Below are 19,562 nucleotides of genomic sequence, written 5' to 3'. Positions count from 1 at the left end.
GGCTGCGCCACCATAAGCGGCATCAACGTGAAACCATATATTATGGTTCTTTGCAATTTTGCTTATTCCCTCAAGGTCATCGATGGCCCCGGTCCCGGTTGTTCCCGCCGTTCCAATAATCATTAAGGGGTCAGTATTATTTTTGCGACAATTATCAAGGGCTATGGATAATTCCGCCGCATCAAGTTTTAAATCTTCATCAACCGGAATGGGTATGACGCTATTATATCCTAAACCCGCCGTTTTCGCGGCTTTATGAACGGAATGATGTGCTTCTTTTGAGCAGAATATTATGGGTCTTTTCTTGGTCCCCAGCAATCCGTCCCGTGCAAAATCCGGGTATTTATGATTTAAGGCGCATAAGACGGCCGTTTGATTTGCTTCGTTGCCCCCTGAGCAAAACACACCATCACTTTTATCGTTAGAATATCCAAATAAATTGGCAAATTCTTTAATGATTTTTGTTTCAACTTCGACGGCAAAGGGCGCATGGCTCCATGCCGCCAGTTGGGGGTTATAATAGGCGGCAATTAATTCGCTGATTATGCCCGCAAAATTGGGGCGCGGGTTAAAAAGGCCAAAATATTTCGGGTGCGGCGTATGAACTGCGTATTCTTCTAGTCCTTTAAACACGCTTTCTATTGCTGCGGCGTAATTTCCACCTGACTGCAAGCTTTGTTCATTAATAAATGCTTTTATTTCTTTGACATCAATGTCTGGTGATACAGGAAATTTTGCGGTGTCGTCATAGTACCCTTCAAGCCGTTCCAGTATAGCATCTAGCGTCGCTTTTCTATCCGATTTTTTTAAATCAAATTGCAATATTCTATCTCCTGAATTTTTGAATATGATACCTATTATTTTCCAAAATCATATCCGAATATTGTTTTTCAAAGGAAATATTTTTGATCCATGCATGCTAAAATCTACTCATGGTATGATTGCAGTATTCCCACCAGACCCATTCTTTACTGAGGGGCTGGCAATTGGGTAGCTTATTATAGATTGAAGACTGTTTCAGGTAGTCGTCAATTTTATGATCGTAGTTTGTCTTAAGTGCTTCGGCATGGTTGTCTTCACTTTGTAAATTCATTATGTCATCCTTATGTGAGTTTCAAAATTCAACATTAGTATTTCATTTAATATGCCACGAATTGGCCCTATGCTTCAGACCTTCAGCTTGGTTTTATAGTATTTTTCATATAGCTCCTGAAGCTGACTTTTTAACTCAGAGTGCAAACGATAGGTAATTTTTGGCTCTCCGTTACGGCCCGGATTTTCCCATACTGAAAAGGTAATCCCTTCTCAGGCTCGTGGATATACATATTATCAGACGGGTAATCTAACCACGGTAAACGAAGCATTTCCGCCCTTTCTAAGAACGGCTGCAGGAATGAGCTCGAAAACTTCAGAGATGGCAAAATGGATAATCGCACTTCAAAGTGGCAAATTAATAGATAAGGTAAATCTAAAAATTTTGTGGGAAGCTGCCGTTTTAAACAATGACGAAATAGGTGAGTTTAATAATTACCTTAACGGATATGCCTTGGGTTGGCCTGTTATCCAAAGAGATGAGCACCCAGCCGTTGCTTCCGCTGGTGGCGACCGCAATTTGCTTATAATATATCCTCAAGATGATCTTTCTATTATTGTGCTGACCAACCTGATGGGGGCAACGCCTGATAATTTTATTGATGAAATTGCGTCGTTTTATATACTAGAGTTAAGTATCGAAGCAGGGTTTGGGTTGTCTGAAGAGCTTGATGAATCAAGAAAGTTGTTAGATGTAAGTGGCTACGATAAAGCGATGTCGATTGTTCAGTCACCGAAAAACATTAAGTATGCTGAAAGTGAAATTAACAGCTGGGGCTATAAGCTACTAAATGCATTAAAAAAACAAGAAGCACTTGAAATCTTCAAACTCAATGTTTTTTTATTTCCTGAAAGTGCTAATACGTATGACAGTTTAGCTGATGCTTATAGTAGGGTGGGTCGTATTGAGGAAGCGCGGCAATATTATTCTAAAGTGCTTGAAATTGACCTAAAAAATCAAAATGCAATGTTTCAATTAGATCGGCTAAAGTAAACTAGAAATAATACTATTAAATGACCACTAATGGTCGAAGGTTGCTACACATATTTATAAATATTTTTAATCAATATATTTTTTGCTTAAATAAGTTGGCAATTTCTTTAGCAATATCATGCCCTTCACTATAACTTTCAAACACTGAAGTCGCCCAATGAGTGACCATTTTTAAATATTGTTCATCAAAGCTATGACCTTCGATATCAGTGACCGTAATTTCGCCTCTTTTTTTTCTGTTTGGACTAGCAATAATTTCATTGGGTTTGATCTCTTTATAACTTTTTAAAATTTCACTCAATAGAACTGAATATTTATATTCCCACACTATTTTGTCTTGTAAAATGAGATGCAATCTTGATAAGTGAAAGTGGTTGTTCCATCGACCGTGAATTTCAGCATGTTGCAATGCGTGCGCATCTACACATAGGAAAATACTAATCTGCGTAGTGTCATTGATACGACTTTCTCTTGTCGTGATATATCCTGCTTTTTCAACACACTCAGCAATGCCGCCATTAGTGCGAGAACCGCATAATTGGCAGTCACCTTTCTCAGATATGACTAAGTTATTCTTCTCTGCTTGATCTTGCCATTTTTGCATACGGATACTGATCCAAAGGTAAATTATTTTTTAAATTCAATCGATCTCATTTTAACACCTATTATGAAAAACAAATAATCAGAGTAATAAGTCTTATGGTGTTTACCTGATAAATTGTTTTACGTAATCGGCCCCTAAACCAACTTTCTCAAAATGCTTTTTACACATTTCAATTTTTGTAAATACATCTTCATATCCTAAATGGTTTCCATCGGGGTCAACATAATACATAACGCCATTAACTTGAAAATAAGTGATCATTTCGTCAACATCGTCTGGTACCACAAGCGTATGGGTTTCACCTGGGGGTTCATAAACATAGCTTCCCTGTTCGGCGACCCAGTCATGCTCAAGATAGTGCCAGCGCCCTTTTAAAACGAAACCGTGAACGGCATTGGGATGACGATGTCTGGAAAGGACGCCTGACTTTGTTACCTTTAATAAATTCATCCAGTATCCTTGTGATACATTTAAACAAAGTGGTCTAAAATAAACATTCTTAGCCTGTGGAACCCATAATCGGTCATCACCTTCACTTAGTGCATCGGGTACGACAATTTCCGGCAATGCTTCCACGGGCATCGGGTGTTTATAGGCGACACGTGGTTCTTCATCAGTTTCTGCTATGGGCATTTATTTATCCTCATTTACATAGCGGCATAGCCACCATCTACATTTAAAAGTGATCCGGTAATAAATTTTGCATCTGACCCAATAAGAAAAAGAGCGGGCCCAACAAGATCTTCGGGCGTTCCCCACCGACCAAGTGGCGTGCGGCTTAAAATAGCTTCGCTACGTTTATCATCATTTTGAAGGTTTTCTGTAAGCGGTGTTTTTATCCACCCGGGCGCCAATGCGTTTACACGAATATTATCACCCGCATAGGCAATCGCCAGCGATTTTGTTAATTGCATAATGCCGCCTTTTGATGCGGCATATCCGGGAACTAGTCCACCACCGAAATAACTAAGCATAGATGCAATATTTACTATTGACCCACTTGATTGTGATAATAGGGACCTTGCTGCGGCGCAGGCACGCATTGTACCGTTCAAATTCACATTAATGGTTTCTTCAAAAACATCGGGGTCAAGTTCAGCTTCGCGTCGAATTATCCCCGCGGCATTAATAAGGATATCCAATTGGTTTAAGTCTGAAAATAGCGATTTTACGGCCCCTTTATCCGTGATATCCAATTCAATAAATGTTATTTTTTCATCATCACTTTGTGGCGGATTTAAACCAGCGGCAATAACGTCATAACCCGCATTTGATAACCCTTGCGCAAGCGTTAATCCAATTCCACTTGTGCCGCCCGTAACAACGGCGGTTTTATGGGAAGTATTCTTATTCAATTTGAATTCCTTATTTGAATTAAGTGTTTGACCATATTGTGGACAATCTATTATAAATTATATTCAACAACACTTTAGCAATTATTATATTGCAGGGAAATCAAATTGAACAACGTTATCCAAGGAACCAAAAGCTTTTCCCGTAATATGGACATTTTGCAATTAATTGCTGATTCACCAAAGCCGCCGCTTATTTCAGAAATTCTTGAAAAAAGCGATCTTAAGCGCCCTACATTATATCGTGTGTTAGCGGCCTTAGAAGCAGAAGATTTAATTAGTCAAAAACCTGATAAGACATATGCTTTAGGAACGCGATTAATTACCCTTGCGAGAATTGCGTTAGCGGAAAATAACATTATTCAAATTGCCCACCCGGAACTTGAAAAACTTGGCGCTGAAACGGGGGAAACCATTCACCTTGGCATGAGAACGGGCGATGAAATGGTAATTGTCGATAAAATTGAAAGCAGCGATACGGTCCGTATGGCATCGATGGTGGGTATGCGGTTTCCTATCCATACAACTGGTATTGGTAAGGCATATTTGGTTGGTTTAAATGAAAAGCAAGCCGAAGAATTTATTGAAAATAAACCGCTTAAGAAAATTACGAAATATACTACGACTGACCCCAAAATCTTAAAACAGAGATTATCTGAAGCTAGGGTAAAAGGATATATTATTGATGATCAGGAAAATGAAGAAGGGATTGTTTGCTATTCTTCACCACTTTTTGATGCAATGGGAAACACAGTTGCAAGCATTAGTGTGACAACACCATCTTTTCGATTAAAGGAAGATAGGCAGCATTATGTCGCACCCTTATTAAAATATGCAAAAATGATTTCTGCAAAACTCGGGTTTAAATCATATTCTGAATAATTTCATATTTAAGAGGTTAGCATTTCTTTTGATATTTGATTAATGGACGTTGCACCCGTTTGTTGCATCACCGTTTTAAATTCAGCATCAAAAATATCAATTACCTTTTCAACGCCGGCTTGCCCAAATGCACCTAATCCCCAAAGATATGGCCGTCCTATATCAACGGCCTTTGCACCAAGGGCGAGTGCTTTAAATATGTCTGACCCGCGTCTTATCCCGCCGTCCACCATGACCGGAATTTTTCCGTCAACGGCTGCTACTACTTCGGGCAGGATTTCGATGGTGCCAAGCGAATCTACTTGTGCGCGACCGCCATGATTTGAAACGATGATAAGATCGACACCATTTTCAACACATAGTTTTGCATCTAAAGCGTGGGTAATTCCTTTAACCACCAATTTCATGTTCGTTGTATCTTTGATGCGTTTTATTAAATCCCAATTAAATAATTCCTGCGCACCAAGATAGTCATCAAGATTAACACCTTCATACATCGGGCGTCCTCGAAACGGACTTCTGACGTCACCATGACAGGCAGAACAATTGCGTCTATCCATCATCATAAAGCGGTCTTGGGTTTCTCTTTTGCCGGCGCCGACCATATCGACGGTAAGAATAAGAACTTCGCAACCTGCGGCCTCAGCACGGCGGATCATTTTTAAACTGGATGGCCAATGATCGCGGGCGTAAAGCTGAAACCAGACCGGCTCGCCGCGTGCTTCGTTTACCTCTTCAACCGATGTTGATGTGACATTTGATAGCATCATCAACCGCTCTTTATTTTTGGCGGCACGGGCGACGGCAAGCTCACCATTATTATGGTATGCCCTATGATGACCCGTTGGGGCAATGGCAAGCGGTGACGGCCATTTACGTCCGAAGATAGTGACCGATGTATCGATCTCTCTAACGTCACGGATACGGCGCGCCCTAAGTTTTAGTTTTTTATAACCCAATAAATTTGAAATTTGACTACGTTCATCTGCGACACCCGTTGCGATATATCCATAATGGGCAGGCGGTAAAGATCTTCTTGCCACGGCTTCAAGATCAAAAATATTTATCGCATCATCCGGTGATGCGATAAGTTTCTTTTGCAAATTCAATAGATATTGAATATCGGGATCCATTTCATCCATTTGAAACTCTTGGGTAAAGGCAGCCGTACTGATAAGGGGGCTAGCCAAAAGAAACTTGAGTAAATTACGCCTATTATCGCTTAGCTTTTTCATTTCTTCCCTTTCTATGGATGAATAACATCCTTCGTAGCAGACACTAATTTCGCCGCCATTTCCGCAATTTCATTTAACGACTTGCCGGGCTTATAAAGTGATGACCCCGCACCAAAACCATTGGCGCCAACTTGATAATAAGTGGCAATCGTGTCTGGTTCCACGCCACCAGTTGGTATGATGGTTGTATCTCTTGGAAGAACCGCCCTTATGGATTTAATATATGAGGGTGGATGTGCATCAGCAGGAAATATTTTTAAAGCATCCGCACCAAGCGCCAAAGCATTGAATGCTTCCGTTGGGGTTAATATCCCGGGGCAATAAATCATACCACATTTTTTGCTCATTGCCGCAACATCTGCATTTAGATTTGGTGCAACAATTAATTCGCCTCCATTATCATGAACTTGTTTCGCGGCTTCCCCCGTTAAAACGGTACCTGCACCAATGATTGCCTGGTCCATAAAATGAGCTTTCATTTTAGAAATACTTTCAAGTGGGTTAGGTGAATTAAGCGGTACTTCCAGTATTTTTATACCGGCTTCAACAAGAACCGTTGAAACATCAATTGCTTCTTCTGGGCTAAGCCCACGTAAGATAGCGACCAATGGCATTTCCTTAAATTTTTCGTTCCATAATGTCATTTTAACAATCCTGCTTTCTTTGCAATTTTATAATGACCCATTGCGGTTACTTCATCATTGATAATTTTATGATTTAATCCAAAAGCATCTAATGCTCTTGCATAACGGGCTGCCAAATCACCGCGTCCAATTATTTTGATAATGGTCTCTTTGTTAGCATCATATTGGTTTAGGGCCGATTTTATTTCCTCACTAATTAAAAGTCCGGATAAATAATCGGCGATGTCTTCATTTTCTAATTTGTCAAATAACGCTAGTGTTCTGGCGGTAAAAATCTGATGCAGAATAGAAATATCTTGTTTTTGTTGCATCAATACACCTTTCAAGAAAGCATCATCATTTAAAGAGCTGCACTCCTTCATCAGTGCCCCTAAGATGGTGTGTTCTTTTAATACCGCATATACTTCTCCGGTCATGAAACTTGTAAAACCTATAATTTTCTCATCTTGTGTGATTGCCCATTTGCTATGTGTACCAGGCAGTAAGAAAATTTCATTATCACTGGCCTCAACCTCTCCAATGATTTGAGTTTCTTCGCCGCGCATAATATCTGGAACGCCATTTTCATTTTCATAACTCGCCCCAGTAATGAAATGAATTACTATGTCATTGGAAAGTGTTAAAGGGGTTAATGCATTAGCAAAATCATTGATGTTAGCGGGGAGTGATAAATAAGGCGTTTCAAGCCAACCATTGCGACTAGTTATCATACCAGAAGCAACAATTGGTAGGGCAGGGTGCTGATCAAGCCAAACTTTAATTGCCGATATCAGCACACCTTCAAAATCATTGTTTGGGACGGCAAGAATTCCATTTTCATTCGTTTTTTGATCCAAAACGTGTCCATCTTGATCAATAAGAAAAGCACGAAATGAGGTCGTTCCCCAGTCTAGTCCGATCATTTTTGCATTTGTGAAAACTGACATTATTTTCCTATTCTTTAATTCGCTTTTGTCGCAATAGCGATGTTATAAGTGATGCAACGGCTAATATTAGAAAAATTGCGGTGATAGGGCGACTGATAATATCAATTAATGAATTGTCTGCGATAATTAACGCGCGTCTTAAATTTGCTTCTGCCATTGGCCCAAGTATTAAAGCAAGCAAAATAGGCGATATGGGGAAACGATAACGATGAAGGAAATAACCAATTACGCCAAAAGAAAGTGCAAGCCATACATCAAACATGTTGTTTCGCATTGAATAAGCACCGACAATCGATAAAACAAAAATTGTCGGTAACAATATACTTTTTCTTACCGTTATGGCTTTTGTGAAAAACCGAATGCCGATAAGCCCTACAATCAACATAGCGATATTGGCGACGAGCATTGACGAAAATACGGAATAAACAGTACCCAAATCCTCAACATATAACATTGGACCCGGCTGTATGCCTTGAATAACGAAAGCGCCCAACAATATCGCGGTGACGGCATCTCCCGGAACACCTAATGATAACATGGGGATCATTGCCCCACCTGAGCAGGCATTATTTGCTGATTCAGCCGCAGCAACGCCTTCGATTGCACCTTTACCAAATTTTTCAGGATGTTTTGACCGTCTTTTTGCTTCGCTATATCCGACAAAGGCTGCGATATCGCTACCTGCCCCCGGAATTGATCCAATGAAGGTACCCATGACACTTGATTTTGCCATATCTTTCCACGCTTTTTTAATATCAGCGAAGGAGGGCAGTAAACTTGAAATATGACTTACGGTTCTTTTGGTGCTTTCCAAATTTTCGATGCCTTTAAAAACTTCCGCAATAGCAAATAGACCAATTAATGTGGGGATAAAGGCGGGGCCTTCGAATAAATTCATTGATCCAAAAGTAAAGCGAGGATAGCCAGTGACAGGGTCCATGCCAATCGTGGAAATAAGAAGTCCAAGAAAGCCTACCATCACGCCCTTAAGAATGGATTTTCCCGAAACCGAAACAATGATAGATAGACCAAATATTGCGAGGCCGAAATATTCGGCTGCACTAAATTCAAGTGCAAATTTTGAAATTTGTGGCGATAAGAACGTCATGATTAACGCACCGGTAAAACCTCCAATAAACGAAGCAAAAACAGACATGCTTAATGCGCGTCCCGCTTCCCCTTTTTTTGTGAGTGGATATCCATCCAACAATGTTGCAGCGGCGGCTGGTGTGCCGGGTGTGCTAATTAAAATAGCTGAAATTGATCCTCCATAAATTGAACCACTAAAAATCCCAAGAAGCATTCCAATAGACTGGTTAAATGGCAACCCAAATGTAAAAGGAACAAGTAACGCGACCCCCATTGTCGCCGTAAGCCCCGGTAATGAACCGATGATAATCCCGCCGGTTACACCAAGGAAGATCATCAACAATGTATTCCATTCTAATACACCGAGAAATGCTGTGCTAAAGAGTTCAAAATCCATATAACGTTCCCAGTGGTAAATCGATCAATAAGAACTCACTAAATATGACAAAGACGCTGGCTGTGATTGCGGCTGAAATGGTCATCATTTTTATTATATTTCGTTCCTGAAGAAGGAACATCATGAAAGTTAGGAAAAGAATACTGCTTGCGATAAACCCAAATAAATCAAGCGATAAACAATAAACCAAAACAGCAATGAACGATATGAATGCCCGTAGTAACGATTTTAAATTAAAAGAAGGGCCTTCATCGGTTTCAGGATTTTTTGAGACAAGAGTATTAATAATGAGCACTATGCCAGATAACCCTAGACCGTTGGCTAAGAGCCGCGGAAAGAAATCTGCACCGACTTCATCCGGCTGCGCGTCTGGAAAAGATGCGAGCTGATTAAATACAAAACCTGCAATAATAATGGCTATTATCCCAAAGATTATATTTGCCCGTTTCATAATAATTAAAATTCCTTTTATCTGGCTAGACCCAAATCTTTCATCGTATTTGAAACATTTCCTGCTGAATTTGCTAGATCATTTGTCCATTCTTCTGAGCTCATATAAGAAAGCCCCAATCCCATGTCGCCCGCGAATTTTTGAAACTCTTCTGTTTCCATACCTTTTTTAAAGGCATCATGAAGTATATTTCTAACGTCTTCTGGTGTGGATTTCGGGACACCCAAACCGCGCCATGTGCCAAATGAAACGTTAATGCCAGCTTCTTTCATCGTCGAGACATTTTCAAAACCCGCAAGCCTTTCATCGCTCATGATACCAAGAATTTTTAAAAGTCCACCATCAACCTGACTTCTGACTTCCGCAGGACTCACGGTAACGGCTTGAATATGTTTGCCGACCAATGCTGTAACGGCTGGTGCCGCACCATTATAAGGAACATATGATAGATCAATGCCCGTTTCTTTCGCAAGCATGCTTCCGGCTAAATGCCAGGCTGTGCCGGGCCCTGCATGACCAACTTTGATTTTTCCGGGATTTTCTTTTGCATATGCGATGAATTCTTCAATTGTATCGTAAGGTGCGTCAGCCGGGACAGTGACCGCCGCCGGATCCATATTGACACGCAATAACAGATCAAAATTTTCATAGGTAAACGGGACCAATCCTTGTGGCGGTAAAGTTAGAATATCAAAAGTTACCATTGTGACCGTATAACCATCATTGCGTGCTCTAACACCTGATGCGTGTCCGATCGCACCTGCACCGCCTGCTCGGTTCATGACGGTAATGTTTTTTCCTAAAAATGGCTCTGTGTTTCTCGCAAGCCCACGCAGCAAAGTATCCGTGCCACCACCAGCTGCCCAAGGACAGATAAGCGTAATCCCTTTTCTTGGGAAATCGGCTGCCAATACGGACGTGAGGCTAGCACATAATAAGACGAAGCCAATTAATGACAATGAGACTATTTTTTTAAGATATGAATTCATGAATAAACCCTATTTTTAAATCTTATTAAGCTTACCTTCTTCGTGGCTTTAAGGCAAAGAAATCAATTGCCAGGTAATGGACCAAGCTGCTTTGCCCAATGTGAAACGACTTTACGGCCAAATTCCGTTACGGGGACAGACGGCTGTCTTGCCATGCCATTATCTAACCCTAAACGTTGAGCCATTAAATCTTTACCGTAGGCAATGAAATTTTCAACGGAACTCATCATAAATACTAAAAGCGGCAAGAGTTCTTTGTGTAGTCTCTCTGCTTCTTCAATGTCTTTTGGGTTACCATTTTTCATCAGTTCATAGATGCGAACTTGTGGGTCAAAAATGTCGGCTGCCGGTATCATCCCCACACAACCTGCTCGTAAGCTATCCGGAAACTGAATGCCCGCGAGGCCACCAAAAATGTCAAATGCACCATCGGTATCTTGCATTAACTGATGGATATATGTGGCGGGGCCTTCTGCTTTTAAAAGGCATACATTACCGTGATTTTTGTTTAATGTTTTTAACCCCGCATTTGATAAACTGGTTGCCATGACACCCGGTGCATTTTGCACAGCGAGCTTTAAATCGGTTTTATCCGCAACATCACCCAAAAATCTGACATATTCACTTTCTGGGACGCCCATAATGGCCGGTGGCTGCAAAATTGCCCAATCTGCGCCGGCTTCTTTGGCGGCGGCAACAAACTCAATTTGTCCTGGCACAGATCCTTCACCAACGGTGACGGCGTAAGGAATTCTTCCCGCGATATCTTCGCCAACCCATTCTATAACTTTACGTCTCTCATTAACGTTTAATTTTCCAACTTCTGTGGCTAACCCCATTACAGCAATACCATGGGCACCACCGGCAATGCATCCTTCAACTTGTCGGCGCATAGCGTTACGGTCTAATTCGCCATTTTGGTCAAAGAAACTATAAAGAATAGGGTAAACGCCGTTGAAATTTGTCTGTTGTGCCATGTTACTTCCTTAAAACTAAAAACTAAGCGCGGCCAAATTTTTCAGTTGTTTTTCGAATGGATCCGGTTTCATGTATATATTTTACCATCGCTTCTTCGGTTGCCTCTGCTTCTTCGGCAAATTCGATAATGGCTTTTACATGGTCAGCGGGAATTGAAACGATGCCGTCATCATCACCGACGATATAATCGCCCGGCTTAACTAAAACGCCACCCACTACAACAGGTACATTCTTTTCAATAGTTTTTAACCGACCAATAGAGCTAGCGGGTACGATCGATCTTGCATAAACGGGGAAATCTGTATCACGTTTAATCAATTCGACATCGCGAACACCACCGTCAAGAACAACACCTTCATGGCCATTAACGCAGGCGCCTGCATTCATTAATTCGCCCCAGATTGCGGTATTTTTATCACCATCATTTGAGATGACTATGACGCTTCCCTTTTCGGCTTCGTCAATGACATCAAATGCCAATTCCGGAAGATGCGGATCATTGGTTGGACCTTCTAAAACGGTCGCAGCGGTACCAACAATTTTTCTTCCATTAATACGTGCCTTGATTTCAAAATCCATAAATCCGCGGCGCCCTGCAATTTGGTCACAGCCATCGGATAATGTCGCTACTGCCAATTTTCGCAAGCGATCTATAAAGTCATTGCTCACAATTCTCTCCCATATAATTCTAAATTTTCATTTGTTACTTAATTGTCGCGCTATCCACTTGATAGACGAAATACATATATTGTTCACCCGGTTCGATCACAACGTGATGCGCAAGATTGGCCGGGATATTAACCGCGTCACCTGCTTTAAGTTTAAATTCTGTTCCAACTTTTATACTCGTCCCTCTTAATTGGCCGGGTGATAATTCATATTCATCCACGAGTTCGCCGCCTAATACTAATGTTGCGCGCCCTTCAACGGCTGTATGTAAATCGGATACGGTCGTGTGTATTTCAGATGAGCCGGTGTTTCCTCTTAAAACCAGAAACATATTATAACCAACATCGCTGCCTATCAATTCAAAGGCGAGCTTTTCTTTAACGTCTCCTCCCTGACTTTTAAGTGTTGCTCTTAGTCGGTTTGAAACTTCTGCGACGATCTCAGGGGTAAATTTGAAAACACTTTTCGGAAGGCTACTTTCATCCTCTGCGGCATATGATGAACATGAAAAAATGAACGACGTTATAATCAGTAAAATGAGGCGCATAATTGAAGATCCAGTTATAATAATTATCACAATATGGAATTAATTCTATATAATGATAATTATATATATTTTACGGTTCCCGAGTCAAGCCTTCTGGAATAATCGCACCCGGATAGGTCACAACTTTTGCTGCAACACCCGCGGCTTTCTCAAGACTATCAGATACATTATGTCCTAATATTCGCATCGCAAGATATGACCCATCAAAGGAATCGCCTGCGGCGGTGGTATCGACGACATTATCAGCGGATATGAATTCGCGGTGGATAATATCATGTTGATATTTCACAAACATGCCGTCGGCTCCGGCCTTTAAAACCACTTCTTTTTCGTCTTCTGATGGGTGATGGTTTAAACACTTTTCAATTGATGCAGTACCGAACAACAATTGTTGTTCATCAAAACTTGGAAAAATGATATCGCTAACTTGATACGCTTTATCAATCCATTTTGCCGCTACTTCCTTTGTTTCCCATAGTTGCGGTCTATAATTCGGATCAAAGGCAATTTTTGCACCCTTCTTTCTGGCAGTTGATAATTGATTAATTAGTATTTCACGACTTGCATCTGTCAAAATACCGAGCGATATACCCGTAAAGAAAATCAAATCAGAGTTTAATTCAGATATTTCAATTTTTTTAGCAGCAAGGATATCCATCATTTGCCGCGCCACCGAATTATCGCGCCAATAGCTAAAGCTGCGTTCCCCATTATCATCAGTGGTTATTAAATATAAGCCGACAGTGCCATCATTTGTTTTAAAAACGGTGTCAGTACTAAGACCTTGGTGATTAAAGAACACTTCCATTTCATGGGATATGCTATCCTCCCCAATTGCCGTGAGCAAAGAAACATCACATTTATCGCCGACCAAACGCTTCATATATACGGCACTATTAAAAACATCCCCTGCGAATGATTTTTGTAATAAACCATTATCAAGGGTGCTTAATTCAACCATACACTCGCCGATAAATATTGCTTTCAATTCTTCCCTCTTAAACCATTACGTTCACTGCTTAATAAATTAGATCGTTATATTGCGTTAAAGAATGCTTATTGGAAACAAAAAATATGGATAAATACATAGAAATAATTAATTCACACATTATTCGTTTCTCATTACTTTTTAAAAGAGGTACATATAATTCTATGCAATGCTTGGCGTTCAAGAATAGTGATCAGCAAAATTAAAAGAGTAATCCGATGGAAATTACAGTCAATTTTTTAGACAACCTCAGACTTGAAGCAAAGTTTGATGATTTTACTGTAATTACGGATCAACCCATTCGTTATAAAGGGGATGGCTCGGCGCCAAGCCCGTTTGATTATTTTCTGGCCTCATCTGCGCTTTGTGCCGCTTATTTCGTTCGGGTCTATTGTTTGGCGCGGGATATCCCGACTGAGGATATCAGATTATCGCAAAATAATATCATTGATCCTGAAAATAGATATAAGCAAACCTTTCAAATCGATGTGGAATTACCGGAAAGTATTTCTGATCGCCACCGTGAAGGAATTTTAAGATCAATTGACCGCTGCACGGTAAAAAAAGTGGTTCAAGAAGATCCGGAATTTATTATCGAAACGGTGGAAAGCTTGGGTGCGGATAATGCGTTGATCAGCAATGAATTACTGCAAAGTGATCAAGAAACCATGATCCTCGGTAAAGACTTACCTTTAGAAAAAACCATCGCCAATATGTCAAAAATTCTCACCGATCTTGGTGTAAAAATTGAAGTGGCTTCATGGCGTAATATCGTACCGAACGTATGGTCGCTTCATATTCGTGATGCGGCATCCCCAATGTGTTTTACAAACGGGAAAGGGGCAAGCAAAGAAAGCGCCCTTTGTTCGGCCCTTGGTGAATATATTGAACGCTCGTGCTGTAATTTCTTTTATAATGATCATTATTTCGGTGAGGAAATCGCGGACAGTGACTTTGTTCATTATCCCAATGAAAAATGGTTTAAAGCGGGCGCGGATGATGCACTGCCTGAAGGGCTTCTTGACGAACATTCTTTAAAATTATTTGATCCTGAAAATGAGCTTAAAGCATCAAACTTGATTGATACCAATTCGGGCAAAAAGGAAAGGGGCATCTGTGCACTTCCCTTTATTCGTCAATCGGATAAGGAAGAAATTTATTTCCCGTCAAACCTTATCGAAAACCTTTTCGTCAGTAACGGTATGAGCGCGGGTAACACATATCCAGAAGCCGAAGTTCAATGTCTTTCTGAAATTTTTGAACGCGCCGTGAAGCGTGAAATTCTTGAAAATGAAATCGCCCTCCCTGATGTGCCTCAAGCGGTCTTAAAGAAATACCCACATATAGAAGCGGGCATCAATGAGCTTGAAGAAAAAGGCTTCCCCGTCTTGGTCAAGGACGCCTCATTAGGCGGACAATTCCCCGTCATGTGTGTTACTTTAATGAACCCAAAAACGGGTGGCGTATTTGCGTCATTTGGTGCCCACCCCAGTTTCGAAGTGGCATTAGAGCGCAGTTTGACCGAACTCCTTCAAGGAAGAAGCTTTGAAGGCTTAAATGATGTGCCGCCACCCACATTCAATAGCGCGGCCCTTAAGGAACCAAATAATTTCGTTGAGCATTTCATCGATTCAACCGGACTGGTATCTTGGAAATTCTTTAGCGATAAACATGATTATGAATTTTGCGAATGGGACTTTTCCGGCACAACGACGCAGGAAAATGAATATCTGATGGGGATCCTGAAAAAAATGGGCAAAGAAGTTTATGTCGCCCATTGTAATGATTTTGGCGCAACCGCATGCCGTATATTGGTGCCAGGGCTTTCTGAAATATACCCCGTAGAAGATTTGATTTGGGATAACACCAATAAAGCACTGGAATTTAGAGAAGATATTCTGAACATCCATAAATTGCCAGTTGATGATCTCGCCAAGTTACTTGAACGACTAGACTATAGCGAACTTGATAACGGAACGCTCATATCTGATTTGATTGGCATTGTGTTTGATGAAAATACCGTATGGGGAAAGCTTGATATTGGGGAGCTTAAAATACTAATCCATTTAGTCTTAAAAGAATTTGAACAAGCAAAAGATTTAATTTTTGATTTTTTAAACTTTAACGATAATACCGTTGAACGTGTCCTGTTTTATCAAGCCTTAAATGCTGTACTTGATGTGACACTTGATGATGAGCTAGACTTAAATGATTATCTGGCCAATTTTGAAAAAATGTATGGCCGTGAAAAAATGAAGTATGTTGTGGGGTCGGTCACAGGGGATGTGAAATTCCATGGCCTTACGAAAACAAGCATGAAGCTTGAAGGACTTGATAAACATCTTAAACTTATTGAAAGCTATAAAAAACTGCATCAGGCAAGGGCGAAAATATAAAAGAGGGGATTTAAATTGATCAAAAATAACGACTTTTCAAGACGGAAATTTTTAAAAACCGCAAATTATGGATTGATGGGTTTAACCTTTTCATCAATGCCGATTAAAGCTTTTGCGCAAAATCGATCAAATTTAAACAGCGAAGGTATATATTTCCCACCACCTGAGGATCAAGGTGGCTGGCGTAAATATGATCCCGAAAGCATCCCCGAAATTAATACTGAAAAGCTTGCCGCCGCTATTTCATTTCATGATCAATCCCCCGTCAGCACAAGCCGTGGTGCAGCGCTTCTTATTATTCATAAAGGACGCCTTATCAGCGAAAGTTATGTCACGGGTAATGAAGGCGGTCCGGAAAATTGGACGGCATCCACCTGCAACGATATGAAATCATCAACCAAATCCGTTTTTGGCACGGGTGTTGGTGTTTTCCTTGATGAATATAAAGATAAGGTCAATCTTGAAACTGATCTGGTTGGACACGATAAAGAAAGCTCACTGATCCCGCAAATATGGGATCAACCGATAACGGACGCACGCAAGAAAAATATTAAAGTCAAACATGTGCTTTCCATGACATCGGGCCACGCCGGCCCCGAACCATGGCTCGGCACTGGCACAAGGCAGCATCATCCGGGCTATAGCGGTTCATATCAAATGTATGAATATTGTTTTGGCTGGTGGAATTTCGATGGTGTCGCCGCCCATGATGCCCTTCTTTTTGAACCGGGCAGTGATTTCATGTATAGCAACTTCGGCATGGAACAAATGGCCTTGGCCATGCGCAATATCTCTGGTCAGGATTTAGGACAATATACTTATGATAAAGTCCTTGGCCCCATTGGTATGCCGATAGGACTACGCAATAACCAATACCGTGATATGCCATACTCCAATTCATATGAACTTAATTTCGCGGAAACGTCCGGTTGGGGTGTTGGCGGTGACGAGGGATGCGACGCATACGGCGCCGACGGCAGCAGCAGCCCTTATGGCATTAATTCAATCGCCGGCAGCACATTCCGCTGCACCGCACGCGATTTCGCTCGGCTTTCTTATTTATGGCTCAACAATGGTAAATGGATGGATCAACAACTGGTCCCCGAAAGCTGGCTTAAACTCGCGACCAAACGTTTTAAACGCGCCGACGGTTCCACCCCCAATAATTACGGGTATACATTCTGGGTGATGGATGATTTACTGGACGTGCCAAAAGATCTCTATATGTCGCGCGGCCATAATCAAAACCACAGCTACATCATCCCGAGCATGGATCTGGTTGTAGTTCGACAAGGAAACGATAACCGCCGTGAAATTAATGGCGAAAGCTTCCAAACCGCACTCATCCAAAAGATCGTCGCGGCAATTGGGAGTTAATGTTTAACCCCATTTGTGTTGTGAGCTTTATCAAAATATCAATTTTCATCTTCAATGAAGCTTTGCCCACAATTTATACACCTATCTTTAATATCGAAATCTGGAAATGCTATTAACCCCATACCTGGAGGTGATTTTTTACGTGTAGCGATCCATCCACAATCAGGACAACTTAATCTCCATAACATGTAGAAAAGAAAAAAGGGAAACAAAAATATGAGAGAAGTTAATGAAGGCCAGATTTTAATTATAGTAATCAAAATAATAACAAATACTAGCATATGGAATAATGTACTTTTGAACCTTTTTTTCATAAAATTGATTTGCATTAGCTAGTCTCCGAGGCATTTTTTTTAAGATCAGAAAATATTAATTCTGTTTTTTCATTCCAAATTCCAATCTTAATATTATAGAGCATAGGAAATAGATTTTCATAATTTATCATCGTACTAAAATTTTTCCTTAAAGTGACCAACCCTCGCGATATTCTCTTCTGACGAATTGATTGGCGGGAACGAAATTTGTGATGCGCATATTATTACCGTCCCATAATAATTTTTTCCGTCCCGGATAATCAAATCGGTCGCCTTTTGCTTCTCTTAAATTAAAGCTGCGTATGGCGAGGTTGCCCATTAATATTGACTCGGTCAGTGGTCCGGCGAAATCAAATGATGATGTAAGTGCCTTATGTTCGTTGCTGTCATATCCGGCTTTACACGCCTCAACCCATGTTGCGGCATGGCCGTTTTCTGGTAAGGCGTCGGCCATGTCTTCGAGGGCATCTGTATCAAATTCAAGGATTTCACCATTATTCAGGTAAATCTTTGGATTTTCTGCATAAGTGCCGCAGGTCATGATGCCTTTTTCACCCATCATGATGACACCGTTTGTGCTTCCTTTATCGCCGATATCATGATCCGCTGGGATAAGGTCAGGACGGAAAGGACGAAGGCCGCCGTCGGTCCATGTTAATTTTACATCCGTATTATTTTTGGCGGTGGCCGTGAATTTTAATTGTGTTCTGGATGATGGCGGGCAGGACTCGGGTAAATAATCTGGAACCCAGTCTTGTGAATAAATGGCACCAACACTGCTTTCCACTTCGGTCGGATAACCAAGGCCAAGAACACGAAACGGCGGATCAATTAAATGGCATGCCATGTCCCCAAGCGCACCCGTGCCAAAATTCCACCATCCGCGCCATTTAAAGGGATGATAAAGCGGGTGATAATCAACAAAGCTTGCGGGGCCAATGAAGCTATCCCAATCAAGGCCATCCATAATTTTTGGAAACTTCGTTGGTGAGGCTATCCCTTGCGGCCATACGGGGCGATTGGTCCAGACATGAACCTCATTCACGGTGCCGATGAGCCCGTCATCAAACCATTCGATCATTTTCTTAACGCCAGCACCTGATGCACCCTGATTGCCCATTTGGGTGACGATTTTGTGTTCTTCTGCGGACTCGGTCAACACGCGTGCTTCATGAATGCTATGGGTTAGTGGCTTTTGCACATAAACATGCTTGCCCATTTTCATGGCGGCGTTTGCGATGACCGCATGGGTGTGGTCGGGGGTCGAAATGGTCAGGGCATCAATATCCTGCATTTCATCAAGTACTTTTCGCCAATCTTTATATTTCTTGGCATTTGGGAATTTTTCAAAGGCGCGTTCGGCCATATTAAAATCCACATCACATATGGCGGAAATGCGCGACGCACCATTATTCCATGCATTGACTGCATCTGAATATCCCTTGCCGCCGCCGCCAATAACGGCGACATTTAATTGATCACTTGGTGGGGTCATGCCTTGACCTAATACATGCCTTGGGACAATTGCAAAACCAAGCGCGGCCGCACCTGTCTTTTTAATGAATGAGCGTCTTGATGAATTTTTCATAATATTACACTTGTTTTCAGAATGATATTAAATAGTATCTTGTCATCAAG

At 41.2% G+C, this 19,562-nt stretch carries 19 protein-coding genes; 4 read left to right on the top strand and 15 right to left on the bottom strand.

The window, feature by feature from the left end; genetic code table 11:
- A partial coding sequence (locus ACTF6W_RS10265) for a pyridoxal phosphate-dependent decarboxylase family protein (RefSeq protein WP_438994451.1) occupies positions 1–822 on the bottom strand: 822 nt, incomplete at its 3' end.
- A gap of 427 nt (positions 823–1,249) precedes the next feature.
- Between ACTF6W_RS10265 and ACTF6W_RS10260 the strand changes: the two genes are divergently transcribed.
- The gene (locus tag ACTF6W_RS10260) at positions 1,250–2,086 is read left to right on the top strand and encodes a serine hydrolase (RefSeq protein WP_438994452.1); all 837 of its coding nucleotides are present in this window, start codon (positions 1,250–1,252) and stop codon (positions 2,084–2,086) included.
- Positions 2,087–2,156: 70 nt separating this feature from the next.
- Here ACTF6W_RS10260 and ACTF6W_RS10255 read toward each other — a convergent pair whose 3' ends face one another.
- The 3 genes from ACTF6W_RS10255 to ACTF6W_RS10245 all read right to left on the bottom strand — a co-directional run bounded on the left by ACTF6W_RS10255 (position 2,157) and on the right by ACTF6W_RS10245 (position 4,045).
- Entirely contained in the window at positions 2,157–2,690 is a 534-nt protein-coding gene (locus tag ACTF6W_RS10255; RefSeq protein WP_438994450.1) for a DUF5946 family protein, read from the bottom strand.
- 102 nt (positions 2,691–2,792) lie between these two features.
- Positions 2,793–3,323, bottom strand: coding sequence for a 2,4'-dihydroxyacetophenone dioxygenase family protein (locus ACTF6W_RS10250; protein ID WP_438994449.1), 531 nt, complete (start codon positions 3,321–3,323; stop codon positions 2,793–2,795).
- Between the two features lie 14 nt (positions 3,324–3,337).
- Positions 3,338–4,045 carry an SDR family NAD(P)-dependent oxidoreductase gene (locus ACTF6W_RS10245; protein WP_438994448.1) on the bottom strand — a complete coding sequence of 236 codons (708 nt, stop codon included), beginning with the start codon at positions 4,043–4,045 and terminating at the stop codon, positions 3,338–3,340.
- Between the two features lie 105 nt (positions 4,046–4,150).
- Between ACTF6W_RS10245 and ACTF6W_RS10240 the strand changes: the two genes are divergently transcribed.
- Complete coding sequence (locus ACTF6W_RS10240) at positions 4,151–4,924, top strand: IclR family transcriptional regulator (RefSeq protein ID WP_438994447.1); 774 nt, start codon at positions 4,151–4,153, stop codon at positions 4,922–4,924.
- An 8-nt stretch (positions 4,925–4,932) separates the two neighbouring features.
- Here the strand turns inward: ACTF6W_RS10240 and ACTF6W_RS10235 are convergent, their stop codons facing one another.
- From ACTF6W_RS10235 to ACTF6W_RS10190, 10 genes are all read right to left on the bottom strand, one after another.
- A complete protein-coding gene (locus ACTF6W_RS10235; RefSeq protein ID WP_438994446.1) occupies positions 4,933–6,159 on the bottom strand; it encodes an alpha-hydroxy acid oxidase in 1,227 nt (408 codons plus the stop codon).
- Positions 6,160–6,170: 11 nt separating this feature from the next.
- On the bottom strand, positions 6,171–6,803 hold the full coding sequence (locus ACTF6W_RS10230; protein ID WP_438994445.1) for a 2-dehydro-3-deoxy-6-phosphogalactonate aldolase: 633 nt from the start codon (positions 6,801–6,803) through the stop codon (positions 6,171–6,173).
- Positions 6,800–7,729 (bottom strand): 2-dehydro-3-deoxygalactonokinase, encoded by a 930-nt coding sequence (locus tag ACTF6W_RS10225; protein WP_438994444.1) that lies wholly within the window; start codon positions 7,727–7,729, stop codon positions 6,800–6,802. The genes ACTF6W_RS10230 and ACTF6W_RS10225 overlap by 4 nt, the downstream gene beginning before the upstream one ends.
- A gap of 7 nt (positions 7,730–7,736) precedes the next feature.
- Positions 7,737–9,215, bottom strand: coding sequence for a tripartite tricarboxylate transporter permease (locus ACTF6W_RS10220; RefSeq protein WP_438994443.1), 1,479 nt, complete (start codon positions 9,213–9,215; stop codon positions 7,737–7,739).
- Positions 9,205–9,666 (bottom strand): tripartite tricarboxylate transporter TctB family protein, encoded by a 462-nt coding sequence (locus ACTF6W_RS10215; RefSeq protein ID WP_438994442.1) that lies wholly within the window; start codon positions 9,664–9,666, stop codon positions 9,205–9,207. The genes ACTF6W_RS10220 and ACTF6W_RS10215 overlap by 11 nt, the downstream gene beginning before the upstream one ends.
- Positions 9,667–9,683: 17 nt before the next feature.
- Positions 9,684–10,655: a tripartite tricarboxylate transporter substrate binding protein gene (locus ACTF6W_RS10210; protein ID WP_438994441.1), complete on the bottom strand. Its 972-nt coding sequence runs from the start codon at positions 10,653–10,655 to the stop codon at positions 9,684–9,686.
- Between the two features lie 62 nt (positions 10,656–10,717).
- A complete protein-coding gene (locus ACTF6W_RS10205; RefSeq protein WP_438994440.1) occupies positions 10,718–11,632 on the bottom strand; it encodes a dihydrodipicolinate synthase family protein in 915 nt (304 codons plus the stop codon).
- 22 nt (positions 11,633–11,654) lie between these two features.
- Positions 11,655–12,302, bottom strand: a complete 648-nt coding sequence (locus tag ACTF6W_RS10200) for an RraA family protein (protein ID WP_438994439.1) — start codon at positions 12,300–12,302, stop codon at positions 11,655–11,657.
- Positions 12,303–12,336: 34 nt separating this feature from the next.
- Positions 12,337–12,849 (bottom strand): hypothetical protein, encoded by a 513-nt coding sequence (locus tag ACTF6W_RS10195; RefSeq protein WP_438994438.1) that lies wholly within the window; start codon positions 12,847–12,849, stop codon positions 12,337–12,339.
- Between the two features lie 70 nt (positions 12,850–12,919).
- Positions 12,920–13,837 carry a sugar kinase gene (locus tag ACTF6W_RS10190; protein ID WP_438994437.1) on the bottom strand — a complete coding sequence of 306 codons (918 nt, stop codon included), beginning with the start codon at positions 13,835–13,837 and terminating at the stop codon, positions 12,920–12,922.
- 218 nt (positions 13,838–14,055) lie between these two features.
- On the opposite strand from ACTF6W_RS10190, the gene ACTF6W_RS10185 reads away from it, so the two are divergent.
- Complete coding sequence (locus tag ACTF6W_RS10185) at positions 14,056–16,233, top strand: OsmC domain/YcaO domain-containing protein (RefSeq protein ID WP_438994436.1); 2,178 nt, start codon at positions 14,056–14,058, stop codon at positions 16,231–16,233.
- A 15-nt stretch (positions 16,234–16,248) separates the two neighbouring features.
- Complete coding sequence (locus ACTF6W_RS10180) at positions 16,249–17,610, top strand: serine hydrolase domain-containing protein (RefSeq protein WP_438994435.1); 1,362 nt, start codon at positions 16,249–16,251, stop codon at positions 17,608–17,610.
- Positions 17,611–18,072: 462 nt separating this feature from the next.
- Here ACTF6W_RS10180 and ACTF6W_RS10175 read toward each other — a convergent pair whose 3' ends face one another.
- Positions 18,073–19,512, bottom strand: a complete 1,440-nt coding sequence (locus ACTF6W_RS10175; protein WP_438994434.1) for a Gfo/Idh/MocA family protein — start codon at positions 19,510–19,512, stop codon at positions 18,073–18,075.
- Positions 19,513–19,562 lie beyond the last annotated feature (50 nt).

This window comes from Pseudemcibacter sp. (genome assembly GCF_965661635.1).
In the GTDB taxonomy this organism is placed as follows: Bacteria; Pseudomonadota; Alphaproteobacteria; order Sphingomonadales; family Emcibacteraceae; genus Pseudemcibacter.
The sequence above is the reverse complement of the archived record's forward strand: the minus strand, read 5'-3'. Positions and strand labels throughout refer to the sequence as shown.